We start from the raw sequence: 16,704 nt of genomic DNA on the forward strand, positions 1-16,704 counted from the left end.
GACGCTCCCCGCGTGACCTGCGCGCAGGCTAACAGGCGCGCCGGATCAGTCCCGGGCCGCGTCCTCGTTGCGCCGCACGGCCCAGGTGAAGTCCGCCGACTCCGGCAGGAGCCGGGTGAGGACCAGCGCGGCGGCGGCCAGCGCGAAGGCGAACACGGCCAGGACGGACACGGCGGTGGCGATGCCCCACAGGTCCCACAGCCACCCGAACGAACTGGTCGTGAGCGCGCTGCCGAGCAGGGTCACCACCGTCACCGCCGAGAACATCGTGTTCCGGTTGGCGTCGGTGAACATCAGCTGGCACCAGGCCCCGGAGAGCACCCCTCCCAGCCCGATGAGGAACTCCGCCGCCACCAGGCCCGCCAGCAGCGGAACCGCTCCGTGGGCGGCCAGGACCAGTGGGAGGCCGATCCCCATCGACAGCAGCGCGCCCCACACGTGCGGACGGTCCGGGTGCACCCAGCGGGCGCAGGCCGCCCCGGCGGCCAGGGACAGGCTCATGACCAGGAGCACCAGGCCGTTGAGGCGCACGTCGTCGCCGTACTCGGCCAGCAGCATGGGCTGCCAGGACACCACGAGCAGCATGGTCGCGACCATCAGGGACAGGGCCAGCACCACCGGGGGGAGGAACCGGCGGGAGGCCACCAGGACCACCGACTCCAGGACGATGGCTCCCACCCGCCGGTCCCGCCGCCCAGAGGTCGGCGGGAAGCACACGGGGGCCAGCACGCCCAACAGGAGGACGAGGGCGCCGCCCACGGTGATCATCGTGCCCGCCGACAACCACGTGCCCCCGACCATCACGGAGGCCGCACCCAGCACGGAACCCAGGCGCGTGGACACCGAGGCGACCCGCACGATCCTCGTGATGCGGGCGTTCCTGTCGTGGGAGCCGATCCGGTTGATCAGGATCGCTTCAAGGGTGCCGGACTTCAGGGACATGCCGATGTTGCCCAGGCACACGCCCACCACGGTCAACACGAGTCCGTCCGCCAGACCGAGGGCCACCAACCCCGACCCCCACACCAGGAGGCCGAGGGTCAGCAGACGGCGGTGCCCGTACCGGTCGCCCAGGGCTCCGCTGGGCGCCTCCATGACCAAACCGATGAGGTGGCCCCCGGCCAGGATGAGTCCCACGGCCCAGGGGTCGGCCCCGCGCGCGAGGATCACGGTGACGAAGACCGCGCCGTAGGCGAAGTCGGCCGAGGTACTGACCAGGGTGAAGGCGCTGAGCCGCGCCAGGAGCGGAAACCGGCTCCCCTTCGGAAGCGGTGCGGGTGGGGCGGTTTCGTCCGGGGTCGGATCGGAAGTGCTGGGGGACATGGGCGGCCCGCTTCCGTCGGGACCCGTGCACCGGGCCGGTGGGGTTTCGCCGACGCTAACAGCGCCCCGCCCTGCCACTCCACGCGTTTTCCCGGGCTCCCGAAGTGGTTCCCGGCGCTTCCGTCACCGTGAGGCCCGCGCGTCCGCCCTGGTCACCCGTTCGCCGTGATCGGCATCCTCGTGCGGAAGGGTGTGGAACAGCGGGACCAGGACCGTGTCCACGATCTCCACCACCAGATCGTCGGGGATGGGTTCCAACCGGAAGAGGAAGTGGTGGCGCAGCAACGCCTGACCCACGTCCAGGCGGGCGCCGACCACCGCTTCGGCGGGGATCTCCCCCCGGGCCACGGCTCTGCGTGCCACCTCCTCCATCATCTTCCGCCCCATGCCCTGGGAACGTGAGCGGATCTCCGCAGCGTGCTCCGGATACGGCAGGGCCTCACCGAGCAGGCCGCGCAGCGCGGCTCCGGCCGGACCGGAGAGGGTCCGTGCGTTCTGCCGCAGCAGGACCAGGAGGTCACCTCGGAGCCCGCCGGTGTCGGGGATGTCGGACGGGTGCGGCAACAGGTGGTACACCGCGTCCATCACCAGGGTGGACCGCGAGGTCCAGCGCCGGTAGAGCGAGGCCTTGCTCGCCCTGGCCCGTTCGGCGACCCCCTCCATGGTCAGTGCCGCGTACCCCTGTTCCGCCAGCTCCTCGATGGTGGCTTCGAGGATGGCGTTGACCAGGGCCTCCCCTCTTCGGCGGGGGCGTTTGCGGTGGTCGGTGCTCTCGGCGGACATGTTCGCATCCTACGAAGGTCTGGTGACCCGGCCGCTGCCGCCGTCCACGGTCACCGGCTCGCCGTCGGTGAGGACGGTCGTCCCGGTCCCGGTGCCCATCACCGCGGGAATCCCGTACTCCCGGGCCACGATCGCCGCGTGGGAGGCGATCGCCCCCGAGTCGACGACCACCGCGGCGGCCCGCTGGAACAACGGTGTCCACGCCGGGTTGGTGTAGGGACAGACCAGCACGTCACCCTCCCGGAGCCGGGGGAAGTCCTCGGCACCCCGGACGATCCGGACCGGCCCGCTCACCCTCCCCGAACTGGCCGGAGCACCCGTGACCAGGGCGTCGCCGGTGCCGCCGCGCGGGAAGGCCTCGGCAGGGTCGATCATCGCGACCCCGGCCAGTTCGGCCCGCTTGGCGGCCCGGGCCCGCACGAGGGAGCGCAGGCGGTCAGCCTGTGCGGTGGGGATCGCCTCGACGTCCCGGACCTCCAGCACCTCCTCCATGCGCAGGTGGAAGACATCGGAGGGTTCGGCGAGCACGTCCGCCCGGTGGAGCCGGTCCCCGATCTCCAGCAGGGCCCGGCGCAGGGCTGGCAGTGACGCGGTGAAGTAGAAGTGGGTGTCCTCGCGCAGTGCCACGCCGTCCTGGGCCTCCCGCAGCCACCGTTCGACCCTGGCCCGGGCGCGGTGTCCACGGAGCAGGGGGTGCCCGAGCATCCGGCGCCGCGCCTCGGAGGACCGGGAGACGGTACCCGCCCCGGGCTGACCTTCCCGCGCCAGCAGGGAACGCACCAGTCCCAGGACCACCTCGGGGGACTCGGCCAGGGTCGGCGGGCTCACCAGCAGCGGGGAGGTGGTCTCCCGGCGCCCGTACTCGCGCAGGTAGGCGTCGAGCTCGGTGCGGAAGGTGGCGTACGCGGTCTCGGCACCCTCCTCGCGCAGCGCGCCCAGGATCTCGGCGGGCTGCCGTTCGGTGAACAGCCGGTACAGCTCCGGGACGGCGCGGGCCCGGTCCGCGAGCGCCCGCAGGGCCTCGTTGGAGTCCTCGGTGCGGGTACGGGCGCCGCCCATCAGGTCCGGAAGCAGGGAGCGGTGCCCGAGGACGGCCGTGGCCAGCGCCATCCGAGCCAGGGCTAGCCCGCTGCCGGGGAGATAGTCGATCCTCAGGTCACGGCAGGGCCCCATCAGGGCCAGGGCCTGGTCGGGCACCCGCACCAGTTCGGCCCAGGACAGGGCGGCCGGGTCCTGGGCGTCCAGGGCGTCGGCCTCCTCCAGGAAGCCCGCCAGCCTCGGGTCCGCCGTCCAGTCGGAGGAGCGGAAGCGCCGCGCCTTGCGGACCAGCTTCCAGGGGGTGAGCACCATGCGTGGTGTCGGACGCGGGGAGGGCGGCACGAGCTGGACCACCACCCCCTCCTCCTCCCGGAGGTAGTCGGTGAAGGCCCCCGCCAGCCCGTAGTACTCGGTGATCTCGCGCATCATCGCGGCGGGTCCGCGCCCCAGCCAGGTGCTCACGTCCATGGGGTAGGGGCGGGTGGGCAGGTATTCGGTGAGGATGGACGCCTGGAGTCGTTGCCGCCGGTTGAGCGGGGTGGGGGGCGGCGGCAGAGCCGTCATCGGGCGGGACTGCACGATCCGGAACCTCTGTTCGGACAGGGCCCACTCGATGTCCTGCGGCCGACCGAAGTGCGCGGCGATCGTCCGGGCGTGCGCGGCCAGGATCGTCAGCTGGTCCCCGGAGAGCAGCGCCCGCCGCGAACCCGGGCTGTCCGGGCCGTCCGCGCTGTCCGGGCCGTCCGCGCTGTCCGCGGCGCCCGCGCCGGTCGCGGCGGGCCGTCCGGATCGGACCGGCGCTCCCCGGTCGGTACCCCCGCCCCGGCCCGGTGCCTCCTCGTGGTGGACCCCGCCGCCGGCCACCGACCGGATCACCACCTCGTCGCGCCCGGGTGTCCACTCCATGACCCGGCCGCGCTGGTCCAGCAGGTAGTGGTCCGGGGTGACCAGGCCCGACACCACCGATTCACCGAGCCCGGAGGCAGCGTCCACCACGATCCGGTCGCGCGCCCCGCTCACCGGGTCGGCGGTGAACATCACCCCGGCCACCTCGGAGTCCACCATCTCCTGGACCACGACGGCGATGCGGACCTCGGCCTGGTCCACCGCCCTCTCCCTGCGGTAGGCCACCGCCCGGTCGGTCCACAACGAGGCCCAGCAGCGACGGACCGCAGCGACCACCGCGTCCGCGCCGACCACGTTGAGGTAGGTGTCCTGCTGCCCGGCGAAGGCCGCGCCGGGCAGGTCCTCGGCGGTGGCACTGGAACGCACCGCGACCGCGACGTCCGACCCCAGCCGCTCGTAGGCCCGGGCGATGCTCCGCCGCAGCTCGTCGGGGACGGGCGCGCTCGTCACGGCGGCTCGAAGCTCCTCCGGCCACGGTCCTCCCAGGGGATGGCCCTCCGGAGCGAGGGAGCCCTCCGGGTCAGGGGGTGGTGTGGCCCGTGGGCCCTCGGTTCCGGGGCGGTCGTCGGGGTCCGCCTTCGGGGAGGGACTCGTCGTGGACGCGGGTGCGCTCGCAGTCGATACCGGACCGTCGCCGGAGCGGGCCGGTGGTGCGGAGCCCTCCGGGGCGGCCCGGTCCATCGAGTGGACGAGGTCGCCCAGCCCCACGGACTCCGCGACCGCCGCGTAGGCCTCGGTGGTCACCACGAACCCGTCGGGCACGGGTAGCCCGGCGCGGCGCAGCTCGCCCAGGTTGGCCGCCTTGCCGCCGACCAGGGGCAGATCGTCGGCGCCGAAGGCGTCCAGTGGCGCGACCGCAGGCGTGCCGGTGGGGTCGGGGTTCACGGTGCCTCCCGGTCGGGTGCGGGGTCGGGCCCTCTCCGCCAGCCGCAGTGCCGCCGTCGACTGTCGGAGCGGGTGGGCCGGTGGGGTCCCGTCGGTTGTGCTCGGCCTCGGGGTGCCGGCTTCCTCCGGCAGGGCGCCTCTTGGTTCCTGGCTTCCAGGTGCCACCGGTCCGCCCCCTCGCGAGCTAGAGAACGATGCGTTTCCTAAACTGTAGTTCGAGATGATAGGAAACGCAACGTTTCCTTTCGGCCTCCGGGTTCTTCGCTGGGGAGCGAAGAACCCCCTGCGCTCTCGGCCCCCGCCGGTCCTGCCGCTGCCTCCTCCCCGACAGGGGCCTCCGGCCTCCGTCGCGGGCCATCGTCCGCCCCAGGGTTCTCCTCGAAGCCCAGCGCCTCGCTCCGACGGCACCACCCGGTCGGGCTGCGAGCCCTGACCCGTGCCGCCCACTGCCCCGTGCCGTCCCGACCGTGGGCCCCGGCAGGAACTCCACGTGTTTCCCCCTCGGCCCCGCCACGCGGCGGGGGCCGCGCCCCCCGATACGCTCGGCGCGACACCTGACCTTGGGAGGAACCACATGACAGCGACCGCGGTCGTCACCGGAGCCAGCAGCGGGATCGGTGCCGCCACCGCGCGCGGGCTCGCCGCCGAGGGCTACGACGTGGTCCTGGTGGCCCGCCGCGCCGACCGGATCGAGGCGCTGGCCGAGGAGATCACCGGAAACGGTCACTCGGCGCGCGCCCAGGTCCTCGACGTCACGGACCGTCCGGCGGTCGACGCCTTCGCGGAGGCCCTGGGCTCCTGCGACGTGCTGGTCAACAACGCGGGCGGGGCGATCGGCACCGAGACCATCGCCACCGGCGACCCCGCCGACTGGCGGCGCATGTACGAGGTCAACGTCCTGGGCGTGCTCAACATGACCCAGGCCCTCCTCCCCGCGCTCATCGCGAGCGGGGACGGCACCGTCCTGGTCGTCTCCTCGGTGGCCGGGCACGGGGTCTACGAGGGCGGCGGCGGTTACGTGGCCGCCAAGCACGGGGCCCACACGCTGGCCGCCACGCTCCGCCTGGAGCTGTGCGGGGAACCGGTCCGGGTGCTGGAGGTGGCCCCCGGGATGGTCAGGACCGAGGAGTTCTCCCTCAACCGCCTGCGCGGGGACGCCGAGGGGGCCGAGGCCGTGTACGCCGGGGTGCCGGACCCGTTGAGCGCCGAGGACGTGGCGGACACGATCGTGTGGGCGATCACCCGGCCGCCGCACGTCAACGTCGACCTGCTCGTGGTCCGTCCGCGCGCCCAGGCGGCCGCGCACAAGGTCCACCGGGTCAGGGAGTAGGCGACGACCGGGGGCGTCGCGGAAGGCTTTCCCGGGGGCCGGAGCGCGTGATAGGTGTGATCTGGCTTACATGGCGGAAGGGGTGAAACGGCGCCTCTCCCGGACGTGGGGCCCTCTGTCGCGCGCACGGCTAGGAGCCTGGACTTGAGTGTGAACGCCCTTCCCAGCTACGCCTCCGGTACCTCGACCACCCCGTTGCTCGGTGACACCATCGGTGGTGACCTGGCCCGGACCGTCGCCGCGCACCCCGACCGGGACGCCCTGGTCGACCGCGCCTCCGGGCTCCGGCTCACCTACGCGGAGTTCGGCGCCGAGGTCGAGCGGGTCGCGTTGGGACTCCTCGGCCTCGGCGTGGCCAAGGGCGACCGGGTCGGCGTCTGGTCGCCCAACCGGTCCGAGTGGGTCCTCGTGCAGTACGCGACCGCCCGCGTCGGCGCCGTCCTGGTGAACATCAACCCCGCCTACCGCACCCACGAGCTGGAGTACGTGCTCAACCAGGCGGGCGTCTCCGTACTGGTCGCCGCGCCGTCCTTCAAGACCTCCGACTACGCGGCGATGATCGAGCGGGTGCGCGGCGAGTGCCCCGAACTGCGCGAGGTGGTGCTCTTCGACGGTCCCGCCTGGGAGGCCCTGCTCGCGGCCGGTGACGAGGGCGACCCCGCGAGGCTGGCCGCGGTCGAGGCCACGCTCTCCCCGGACGACCCGGTCAACATCCAGTACACCTCCGGCACGACCGGGTTCCCCAAGGGCGCGACCCTCTCCCACCACAACATCCTCAACAACGGCCACTCCGTCGGTGAGCTGCTGGGGTATGCCGAGTATGACCGTATTTGTCTACCGGTGCCCTTTTATCATTGCTTCGGCATGGTGATGGGAAACCTGGCCGCCACCAGCCACGGCGCCTGCATGGTCATCCCCGGTCCCGGGTTCGACCCCGCCGCCGCGCTCGACGCCGTCCAGGCCGAGCGCTGCACCTCGCTGTACGGGGTGCCCGCCATGTTCATCGCGGAGCTCGCTCTCCCCGACTTCGACTCCTACGACCTCTCCACACTGCGGACCGGGATCATGGCCGGGTCACCGTGTCCGGTGGAGGTGATGCGCCAGGTCATCGACCGGATGGGCATGGCCGAGGTGTCGATCTGCTACGGGATGACGGAGACCTCTCCGGTGAGCACCCAGACCCGCGTCGACGACTCGGTGGAGCGCCGGGTGTCCACCGTGGGAAGAGTGGGCCCGCACCTGGAGGTGAAGGTCGTCGATCCCGACACCGGGGTCACGGTCCCACGCGGCACCCCCGGCGAACTCTGTACCCGGGGCTACTCCGTGATGCTCGGTTACTGGGACCAGCCCGACCGGACCGCCGAGGTGGTGGACGCGGCCCGCTGGATGCACACCGGTGACCTCGCCGTCATGGACCTCGACGGCTACGTCAGCATCACCGGCCGGATCAAGGACATGGTGATCCGAGGCGGCGAGAACGTCTACCCGCGCGAGGTCGAGGAGTTGCTGTACACCCACCCGGACCTGCTGGACGCGCAGGTCATCGGGGTCCCCGACCAGAAGTACGGCGAGGAGCTCATGGTGTGGGTGCGCATGCGCGACGGCGCCCGGCCCCTCACCGCCGAAGCCCTGCGCGCCTTCTGCGAGGGGCGGATCGCGCACTACAAGGTGCCGCGCTACGTCCACGTGGTGGACGAGTTCCCCATGACGGTCACCGGCAAGGTCCGCAAGGTGGAGATGCGCGAGGAGGCCGTCCGTCTGCTCGACGCGGGGCTGATCTGAGGGGCGGGCGGGGACGGCCGCCCGCCCCGGTTCGGGCTACTTCGGGTCGAGTTCCTTGCCCAGCATCTCCACCAGCCCGTCCAGAGCCGCGTCCGAGCCCTCGTCCTCGCAGGTCAGCGTGACGGTCTCGCCGTGCGAGGCCCCCATCGCCATCACCGCGAGCACGCTGCGGGCGTCCACCGGTTTGTGGTCCGCGCGGGAGACGGTCACGGGCAGGCCGGTCTCGTTGACCGCCTGGACGAAGAGGGTCGCGGGCCGGGCGTGCAGGCCGAGGAGGGAGCCGATGACAACGGTGCGCTCGGGCATGTCAGTCCTTGGGGGTGTCGGGAGGGGCCGGGTGGTCCGGCCCCGTTCACGGCGGTCTGTGGCTGTGGAACGGGCGGTCACGACGCGTCGATCCGCCAGGCGGGGTCGGGCTCGGTGGCCGGGCTGACCCCGTCGGTGGCGACGTCGTCGAGGTGGGGGACGGTCGTTCCCGGGAGTGCGACGGCCGCGGTCCCCCAGGCCACGGCCTGACGGAGGCGCTCGTGGGGTGAGCCCTCTCCGGCGAGGAAGCCCGCGAGCGCGCTGTCTCCCGCGCCCACGGTACTCAGGGTGCGTACCCGCGGTCCGCGCGCCCAACGCGCGTCCCGCTCGGTGACGAGCAGGGCGCCGTGGCCGCCGAGGGTGACCAGGGCCGACTCGTTGCCCCAGGCGAGGACCTCGCGGGCCGCCTCGGTGACGTCTCCGAGGGTGGCCAGCTCCCGGCCGACCAGCGCCGCGAGTTCCTCCTGGTTGGGCTTGAGCAGGGAGATCGACCCGGCCTTGGCGGCGGCCGCCAGCGGCGCTCCGGACGTGTCCAGGGCCAGGGGCACGCCGTGGGCGGCGGCCAGGCCGGCGACGCGCACGTACAGGTCCTCGGGGACCCCGGCGGGCAGGCTGCCGCTGGCCACGACCCAGGAGGGGGCGCGGGTCAGCTCGCCCTCCAGGGCGCCGAGCAGGGCCTCGATCTCCTCGGGGGACATCGTGGGGCCGGCGGCGTTGAGCTTGGTGGTGGTGCCGTCGGTCTCGGTGACGGTGACGTTCGCGCGGGTCTCCCCGGCGATGGGCACGGTGACGCGGGGCAGGTCGTCGAGGAGGGTGACGAGTTCGGCCCCGCCGCCACCGCCGACGGGGAGGACCGCTCGGGTGGGGACCCCGTTGCCGAACAGGGCCCGGGAGACGTTCACTCCCTTGCCACCCGCCTGGGAGCGGGTGGCGCGCACGCGGAGGACCTCGCCTCGGACGAGGCGGTCGACCTCAAGGGTGTGGTCGACGCTCGGGTTCGGGGTGAGGGTCAGGATCATGGGTGCTCTCTTCGAGGGGTGTGACGCGCCCGGTCCGGGTGCCTCCGGGGGTGGAGGGGTGCGCCCGAGGAGGTGGGGTTCGGCTGGCTGTGGGTGGCTCCATCAGGGATGTGGTTCTGTCTTTGATTATGTGTGTTTGTCTGTGTGTGTCAATGGTGTGACGCGGATCCGATGGGTGCTCTTCGGTCGCTCAGGGGCGGTGTGGGCTGTGCGGTCTCCTGGTCACGACGCCCGAGGGTCGGATGATCCCTCTGCTGACAACCTGGTGGGGTTGCTGGGATATTGGGGGGAGATACCCCTTGTGTGTCCCATGCAACACCATTAAACTCACCGAAAACCACACCGAAACACAGGTGATCCAACATGTACGCGGAAGAGCGCCAGAAGGTGATCCTCGAACGCGCCCGCCACGACGGCCGGGTCGACGTCACGGGGCTCGCCTCGGAGTTCGACGTGACCTATGAGACCGTCCGCCGCGACCTCACCGCCCTGGAGCGGCACGGGGTCCTGCGCAGGGTCCACGGTGGCGCGATCCCCGTCGAGCGACTGGGCTTCGAGCCCGCTCTCACTGTGCGCGACTCCGTCATGACCCAGGAGAAGGAGCGGATCGCCAAGGCCGCCCTCGACGAACTCCCCGACGAGGGCGCCATCCTCCTGGACGCCGGATCCACCACGGGGCGCCTGGCCGAACAGCTGCCCACGGACCGCGAGCTCACCGTCGTCACCAACTCCCTCTCGATAGCCCTCACCCTCACTCCCAGAACCAACATCAACCTCATGCTCCTCGGTGGGCGCCTGCGCACCAGGACCCAGGCCAGCGTCGAGGCCTGGGCGCTGCGCGCCCTCGCTGAGTGCTTCGTCGACGTGGCCTTCATGGCCACCAACGGAGTGTCCGTCGAACGTGGTCTGACCACCCCCGACCCGGCCGAGGCCGAGGTCAAGCGGGCCATGATCGCCTCCTCTCGGCGCTCCGTGCTCCTCGCCGACCACACCAAGGTCGGCAACGACCACTTCGCCCGTTTCGCCGCCGTCGAGGACCTCGACCTGGTCATCACCGACGACGGACTCGCGGACGGACTCTCGGACGAACTGGAGACGGCCGGTCCCTCCGTCCGCTCCGTCTGACGACCCCACAGCCTGACCACCCCACAGCCATTCCCTTCCCGGCCGAGGCAGACCGCCCGCCGGACCTCCCAGGAGGTTCCCCCATGTCAACCCAGCAAGGCAGACTCGTCGCCGTGCGCTCCAGAGTCCAGCGCTTCGGTGGATTCCTGGCGAGCATGGTGATGCCCAACATCGGCGCGTTCATCGCCTGGGGCCTCATCACTGCGCTGTTCATCCCCGACGGCTGGTGGCCCAACGAGCACATGGCCCAGCTCGTCGACCCGATGATCGGCTTCCTGCTGCCGTTGCTGATCGGCTACACCGGCGGTCACCTCATCTACGACAAGCGCGGCGGCGTGGTCGGCGCCATCGCGACCATCGGTGTGATCGTCTCCGCCGACATCCCGATGTTCCTCGGCGCGATGCTGGCCGGTCCGCTCGCCGCCTACCTGATCAAGCAGATCGACAAGGTCCTCCAGCCCAGGACCCCCAGCGGCTTCGAGATGCTGGTCAACAACTTCAGCGCGGGCATCCTCGGCGGCCTCATGGCCATCACGGGGCTGTACGCCATCGGGCCGGTGGTCACCACCATCGCCGCCTGGCTCGGCAAGGGCGTGCAGTTCCTGATCGACCTCTCGGTCCTGCCGCTGGTCTCGATCATCATCGAGCCCGCCAAGGTCCTGTTCCTCAACAACGCCATCAACCACGGTGTCCTCGGGCCCCTCGGCGTGGTGCGGGTCGCGGACCAGGGCAAGGCCATCGAGTTCCTCATCGAGACCAGCCCCGGCCCCGGTCTGGGCATCCTCCTGGCCTGCATGCTCTTCGGCCCGAAGCTGAGCAGGGCGACCGCCCCCGGTGCGATCATCATCCACTTCTTCGGTGGCATCCACGAGATCTACTTCCCGTACATCCTCGCCCAGCCCAAGCTGATCCTCGCGGCCATCGCGGGCGGCATGTCCGGCATCACCACGTTCCTCCTCTTCGACGTCGGCCTGCTCGCCACCCCGGCGCCCGGGAGCATCTTCGCGCTCATGGCGGTCACCCCGCGCGGCGACCACATCGGCGTCCTGGCCGGTGTCGTCGTCGGCACGCTCGCCTCGTTCGCCGTCGCCTCGCTGCTCCTCGGCTTCGGCCGGGCCGAGCGCAAGGCCGAACGCGAGGCCGCCGAGGCCGAGAAGGCCAAGGCGGAGAAGGCCCAGGCAGACCAGGGCGAGTAGTCCACCGAAACCCACTCACCACAGAACAGGGAGAACCGTTCATGGCCTCCATCGAAGGTTCCGACATCAAGAAGGTCGTCGTCGCCTGCGACGCCGGGATGGGCAGCAGCGTCCTGCTCACCACGCAGCTCAAGAAGACCCTGTCGCCCCACGGCGTCAGCGTCGAGCACTCCCCGGTCGACCGCATCCCCGAGGACGCCGACCTCGTCCTGTGCCACACCGGGCTGGTCGACCGCGCCCGCCACCGTGTCACCGACACCGTGGTAGTGCCCTTCCAGATGTTCCTCGGTGACCCCGCCTTCGCCCGTGTGGAGGCGGCCATCCGGGACGGTGGCACCCTTGCCGACTGACCTCACCCTCACCGCCGAGTCCGTGCGGCTCGGTGGGTCCGCCAAGGACCGCGCCGACGCCATCGACCAGTGCGGAGCCCTCCTCGTGGAGCTCGGCGCCGTCGAGCCCGGGTACGTGCCCGCGATGCACGAGCGCGAGGCCTCCATCCCCACCTTCGTGGGGGAGGGGGTGGCCATCCCGCACGGCACCGACGCCTCGCGGACGATGGTCAGGAAGACGGCCCTGGCCGTGATCCAGTTCCCGGAGGGGATCGACTGGGGCGGGCCCACCGTGCACGTCGCCATCGGCATCGCGGCCTCTGGCGACGAGCACCTCAAGGTGCTGTCCTCGCTGGCCGGGGTCCTCACCGACCCCGAGCGCGCGGCCCGCCTGCGCTCCGCCACCAGCGTGGACGACGTCCTCGAACTCCTCGCACCCGCCGCGGGCTGAGCCCGAACCACAGAACGCTCCACCGGCCGGGGCGGAGGAACCCGCCCCGGCCAAGCCCCACCAGAAAGGCCCGAACATGCTCGTCGCCCGCTTCTACGCCCCAGGTGACATCCGTCTGGAGCAGGCACCCGAGCCCACCCCCGGACCGGGGCAGCTCAAGATCGCCGTCGCCAACTGCTCCACCTGCGGCACCGACGTGAAGATCTCCAAGCACGGCCACCACCACATCCGCCCGCCCCGGGTCATCGGCCACGAGATCGCCGGCCGGATCGTCGAGGTTGGTGAGGGTGTCGACGGCTGGGCCGAGGGCGACCGCGTTCAGGTCATCGCGGCCATCCCCTGCGGGAAGTGCGTGGAGTGCTCCGACGGCCGTTTCACGGTCTGCTCCAACCAGGAGTCCATGGGCTACCACTACGACGGCGGTTTCGCCGAGTACATGATCATCCCCGAGGCCGTCCTCGCGGTGGACGGCGTCAACCGGGTGCCCGACAACGTGGACCTCGCCGAGGCCTCCGTGGCCGAGCCGCTGGCCTGCGTGCTCAACGGCCAGGAGATCGCCGGGGTGGGTGAGGGCGACACGGTCGTGGTCATGGGCGCCGGTCCCATCGGCTGCCTGCACGTGCGGCTGGCCCGGGCCAAGGGCGCGGCCAAGGTGTACCTGGTGGACCTCAACCGGGGGCGCCTGGACATGTCCGCCGCCCTCGTCGAGCCGGACGCCGCGATCTGCGGCGAGGAGACCGACGCCGTCGCGGAGGTGCGCCGCCTCACCGGCGAGCGCGGCGCGGACGTGGTCATCACCGCCGCCGCCTCCGGGAAGGCGCAGGAGGACGCGCTCCAGATGGTGGCGCGCAGCGGCCGGATCAGCTTCTTCGGCGGGCTGCCCAAGGACGCGCCGGTCATCCAGCTGGACGCCAACGTCGTGCACTACAAGGAGATCTCGATCTTCGGTGCCAACGGCTCCAGCCCTCAGCACAATAAGCGCGCCCTCGAACTGATCTCCTCGGGCGCCGTGCCGGTCGCCGACCTGATCACCGAGCGGATGCCGCTGGCCGACGTCCACAAGGCGATCGAGACCGTGGCCTCGGGCACGGCCGTCAAGGTGACCATCGAGCCCTGACCCCTGTCCACAGATCCCGGATCCACCCTGGCGTCGCGAGCCGTTTCCGGGTTGGCTAGTTGAAAACAGACCCCCTCAGGAGAGCACACATGGAGCAGACGAACCCCACCCGGGCACTGGAAGGCATCGCGGCTGGTCCGGGTGGGGCCGTCGCTCCGGTGGCCAGGATGGCGGCTCCGCCCTCGCTCCCGGACGTCGAGCCCGAGGTGGCCGACGTCGGGGCCGAGCAGGAGGCCGCGCGCGCCGCGCTGGAGAGCGTGGCCACCGACCTCGAAGGCCGTGCCGCCGGGCTGGACGGTGAGGCCGCCGCGGTGCTCAACGCGCAGGCGCTCATGGCCCGGGACCCGGAGCTGCGGCGCCAGGTCGAGGAAGGCATCGCGGAGAGCCGGGCCGCCGCCTGGGCGGTGCGGGACGCCTGCGGCCGCTACCAGGACCTGCTCCTCGCCGCCGGTGGCTACCTGGCCGAGCGCGCCGCCGACCTGGCCGACATCCGGGACCGGGCGGTCTCCGTCCTCCTGGGGCTGCCCATGCCGGGGCTGCCGGACCCCGGTCACCCGCACGTGCTGGTGGCCGAGGACCTCGCGCCCGCCGACACCGTGCGCCTGGACACGAGCCAGGTGAAGGCCATCGTCACCCGCCTGGGCGGGCCCACCAGCCACACCGTCATCCTCGCCCGGTCCCTGGGTCTGCCCGCCGTGGTGGGCTGTCCGGGGGCCGCCGACCTGACCGACGGCACCCTGGTGGCCGTGGACGGTGACCAGGGCACCGTCGAGGTGGACCCGGACCCCGAGGTGGCCGAGCGGGTCCGCCTGCGGGCCGAGCGGCGCCGCGCCGTCCTGGCCGAGAGCTCCGGCCCCGGCCGGACGTCCGACGGTGTCCCGGTGTCCCTCCTGCTCAACGCGGGCGAGGGCGACCCGGACGAGGCCGCCGCTCACGACAGCGAGGGCATCGGTCTCCTGCGGACCGAGTTCCTCTTCCTCGACAGAGCGGAGCCGCCGACGGTCGCCGAGCAGACCGAGGCCTACACCAGGCTGTTCCGGGCCTTCAAGGGGCGCACCGTGACGGTGCGGACCCTGGACGCGGGCTCGGACAAGCCCCTGGCGTTCGCTGAGACCGGGGAGGAGGACAACCCGGCGCTGGGCGTGCGCGGCTTCCGCACCACCCGCGTGCACCCGAACCTGCTCTCCGACCAGCTCACCGCCATCGCGGCCGCGACGAAGGCCTGCGAGCACACCCGGGTCCGGGTGATGGCGCCGATGGTGTCCACGCCCGCCGAGACGGAGGAGTTCGCGACCCTCGCCCGCGACGCGGGGATCACCGAGGTCGGCGTGATGGTGGAGGTGCCCGCCGCCGCGCTGCTCGCGGACCGGCTGCTGTCCCGGGTGGACTTCGTGTCCATCGGCACCAACGACCTGGCGCAGTACACGATGGCGGCCGACCGTACCCTGGGTTCGCTTCCTGACCTGCTGGACCCCTGGCAGCCCGCGCTCCTGGCCCTGATCGGCCAGGTGGGTGCCGCCGGACAGCGCGCGGAGCGCTCCGTGGGGGTGTGCGGCGAGGCCGCCGCCGACCCCCTCCTGGCGCTGGTGCTGGTGGGTCTAGGCGTCACCAGCCTCTCCGCCGCGCCCCCGGCCCTGCCCGCCGTGCGCTTCGCGCTGGCACGGCACACCGAGGAGGAGTGCCGCGCGCTGGCCAGCCTCGCCCTGAACGCCGAGACCCCGGCGCAGGCCCGCGAGTCCGTCCGGAAGGCGGCCCACCCCGAGGTCACCGACCTCTGACCCTCGTGGTCTGAATTCATGGAAGAGGTCCCGGCCTGGTCGCCGGGGCCTCTTCGTGTGTCCCGGCGCGACTCCGGTGAGGAGGGCTGCCACACCCGGACGGTGACCCTTTCGAGCGGGTCACCGCGCCCACGCGAACGGAACCGCTGAGGCCGCTCGCGCACCGCCACCTCGGGGGCAGGGGGTCGAACGGCCCGCAGACCGGCTGAGTTCCTCCGTGCGCCCGCCCACGACGGCGGGCGCGGTTCAGTCCTTCGGGGTGCCCACGCGCAGGCGGTTGCCGTCGGGGTCGCGGAGTTCGGTCTCGCGCGCCCAGGGAGCCTCCTCCACAGTCGCGCCGAACTCGGCGGCGATCGCGTCCACGTCCCTCACCCGCAGGTACACGAGGGTGTCCGGGCGGGCGTCGCCCGTGTGCTCGGACAGGAAGAGCCGCATCCCTCCCCGGCCGATCTCCATGAAGGTGGGGAAGCCGGGTTCGAAGCGGTGCTCCCACTCCAGGGTGAACCCCAGGCGCTGGTACCAGCGGAGGGCGACGGCGGCGTCGGCCACCCGAAGGATGGGAACGACCTCCTCAGCCACCATCCTGCCCCCAGCTCCCGCAGACGGCCTCGGGGACCAGGTCGAGCTGGTCGAGGAAGCACCGGAGTAACCCGTCCGTCTTGTCACCGCACCCCGAATCCGCCCACACCTGGAAGCCGTTGTTGAGCGTGGCGTAGAAGACCGCCGCCACCAGGCCGGGCCGGTGGTCGGCCGGGTCCACCCCGGCGCGTTCGGCGATGACGCGAGCGAGACGGGACTGGCGTCGGACGCAGTAGCGCATGTTCACCTCGATGAGCTCGGGGCTCCGTGAGATGAAGTTGGCGGCGCTGCCCTGGAGGTGCAGTTCCTCGCGCTCCAGTACCTCCCAGTGATCCCGCATCGCGTTGCGCAGCGCACGGAAGGGCGGCTCGTCGGCGGGGCGGTCGCGCACGAACGCGCAGAGGAGCTCGTCGACCTCCTCGATCGCCTCCAGGACCACGTTCTCCTTGGAGGCGAAGTACCGGAAGAACGTCCGCTGGGAGACCCCGGCGCAGGCGGCGATCTCCTCCGTGGTGGTCGCCTCGTAGCCCTTCTCATGGAAGAGGCGCAGCCCGGACTCGATGAGGGTGTTGCGCAGTTCGGCCTTCTTGCGCTCGCGCAGCCCGACGCTCTCGGGGCTCGTCGTGCTCATGGACGTGCCTCCACTCCCGGGTGAGACGCCATCTTCCTGTCCCTGGAGGATACACGCGGGATCGAGGTGATGTCAGTCACTGACAAAAGTCAGCGATTGTCTAATGTCAGTCACTGACATAATCTC

General features: G+C 71.8%; 15 protein-coding genes. 8 read left to right on the plus strand and 7 right to left on the minus strand.

The annotated features are described in order from the left end of the window. Window positions 1-45: 45 nt before the first annotated feature. The 3 genes from AC0VYL_RS02575 to AC0VYL_RS02585 form a co-directional block, all read right to left on the minus strand. Window positions 46-1,323, minus strand: coding sequence for an MFS transporter (locus tag AC0VYL_RS02575; RefSeq protein WP_475482206.1), 1,278 nt, complete (start codon window positions 1,321-1,323; stop codon window positions 46-48). Window positions 1,324-1,446: 123 nt separating this feature from the next. After that, complete coding sequence (locus AC0VYL_RS02580) at window positions 1,447-2,106, minus strand: TetR/AcrR family transcriptional regulator (protein WP_475482207.1); 660 nt, start codon at window positions 2,104-2,106, stop codon at window positions 1,447-1,449. A 9-nt stretch (window positions 2,107-2,115) separates the two neighbouring features. Beyond that, the gene (locus AC0VYL_RS02585; protein ID WP_475482208.1) at window positions 2,116-4,935 is read right to left on the minus strand and encodes a PEP/pyruvate-binding domain-containing protein; all 2,820 of its coding nucleotides are present in this window, start codon (window positions 4,933-4,935) and stop codon (window positions 2,116-2,118) included. A gap of 574 nt (window positions 4,936-5,509) precedes the next feature. Here AC0VYL_RS02585 and AC0VYL_RS02590 point away from each other — a divergent pair. Both AC0VYL_RS02590 and AC0VYL_RS02595 read left to right on the plus strand, forming a co-directional pair. Beyond that, window positions 5,510-6,265: an SDR family oxidoreductase gene (locus AC0VYL_RS02590; RefSeq protein WP_475482209.1), complete on the plus strand. Its 756-nt coding sequence runs from the start codon at window positions 5,510-5,512 to the stop codon at window positions 6,263-6,265. Between the two features lie 150 nt (window positions 6,266-6,415). Continuing rightward, window positions 6,416-8,047 (plus strand): AMP-binding protein, encoded by a 1,632-nt coding sequence (locus tag AC0VYL_RS02595; protein ID WP_475483453.1) that lies wholly within the window; start codon window positions 6,416-6,418, stop codon window positions 8,045-8,047. Between the two features lie 36 nt (window positions 8,048-8,083). Here AC0VYL_RS02595 and AC0VYL_RS02600 read toward each other — a convergent pair whose 3' ends face one another. Beyond that, window positions 8,084-8,353: an HPr family phosphocarrier protein gene (locus tag AC0VYL_RS02600; RefSeq protein WP_378737825.1), complete on the minus strand. Its 270-nt coding sequence runs from the start codon at window positions 8,351-8,353 to the stop codon at window positions 8,084-8,086. A gap of 77 nt (window positions 8,354-8,430) precedes the next feature. Next, complete coding sequence (gene pfkB / locus AC0VYL_RS02605; RefSeq protein WP_475482210.1) at window positions 8,431-9,372, minus strand: 1-phosphofructokinase; 942 nt, start codon at window positions 9,370-9,372, stop codon at window positions 8,431-8,433. Between the two features lie 363 nt (window positions 9,373-9,735). Between pfkB and AC0VYL_RS02610 the strand changes: the two genes are divergently transcribed. From AC0VYL_RS02610 to ptsP, 6 genes are all read left to right on the plus strand, one after another. Next, entirely contained in the window at window positions 9,736-10,497 is a 762-nt protein-coding gene (locus AC0VYL_RS02610; protein ID WP_475458722.1) for a DeoR/GlpR family DNA-binding transcription regulator, read from the plus strand. Window positions 10,498-10,580: 83 nt separating this feature from the next. Then, complete coding sequence (gene mtlA, locus AC0VYL_RS02615) at window positions 10,581-11,693, plus strand: mannitol-specific PTS transporter subunit IIC (protein ID WP_475458724.1); 1,113 nt, start codon at window positions 10,581-10,583, stop codon at window positions 11,691-11,693. A 41-nt stretch (window positions 11,694-11,734) separates the two neighbouring features. After that, window positions 11,735-12,043 (plus strand): PTS lactose transporter subunit IIB, encoded by a 309-nt coding sequence (locus tag AC0VYL_RS02620; RefSeq protein ID WP_475458727.1) that lies wholly within the window; start codon window positions 11,735-11,737, stop codon window positions 12,041-12,043. Further along, window positions 12,033-12,473, plus strand: coding sequence for a PTS mannitol transporter subunit IIA (locus tag AC0VYL_RS02625; RefSeq protein WP_475458730.1), 441 nt, complete (start codon window positions 12,033-12,035; stop codon window positions 12,471-12,473). Before AC0VYL_RS02620 ends, AC0VYL_RS02625 begins: the two co-directional genes overlap by 11 nt. A gap of 76 nt (window positions 12,474-12,549) precedes the next feature. After that, a complete protein-coding gene (locus AC0VYL_RS02630; protein WP_475458732.1) occupies window positions 12,550-13,590 on the plus strand; it encodes a zinc-dependent dehydrogenase in 1,041 nt (346 codons plus the stop codon). 89 nt (window positions 13,591-13,679) lie between these two features. Then, window positions 13,680-15,368, plus strand: coding sequence for a phosphoenolpyruvate--protein phosphotransferase (gene ptsP, locus AC0VYL_RS02635; protein ID WP_475482211.1), 1,689 nt, complete (start codon window positions 13,680-13,682; stop codon window positions 15,366-15,368). A gap of 246 nt (window positions 15,369-15,614) precedes the next feature. On the opposite strand, the gene AC0VYL_RS02640 is transcribed toward ptsP, so the two are convergent. Next, entirely contained in the window at window positions 15,615-15,950 is a 336-nt protein-coding gene (locus AC0VYL_RS02640) for a glyoxalase superfamily protein (RefSeq protein WP_475482212.1), read from the minus strand. After that, window positions 15,940-16,578, minus strand: coding sequence for a TetR/AcrR family transcriptional regulator (locus tag AC0VYL_RS02645; RefSeq protein ID WP_475482213.1), 639 nt, complete (start codon window positions 16,576-16,578; stop codon window positions 15,940-15,942). The genes AC0VYL_RS02640 and AC0VYL_RS02645 overlap by 11 nt, the downstream gene beginning before the upstream one ends. Between the last annotated feature and the right edge of the window lie 126 nt (window positions 16,579-16,704).

Source organism: Nocardiopsis sp. iso_238 (assembly GCF_056173325.1).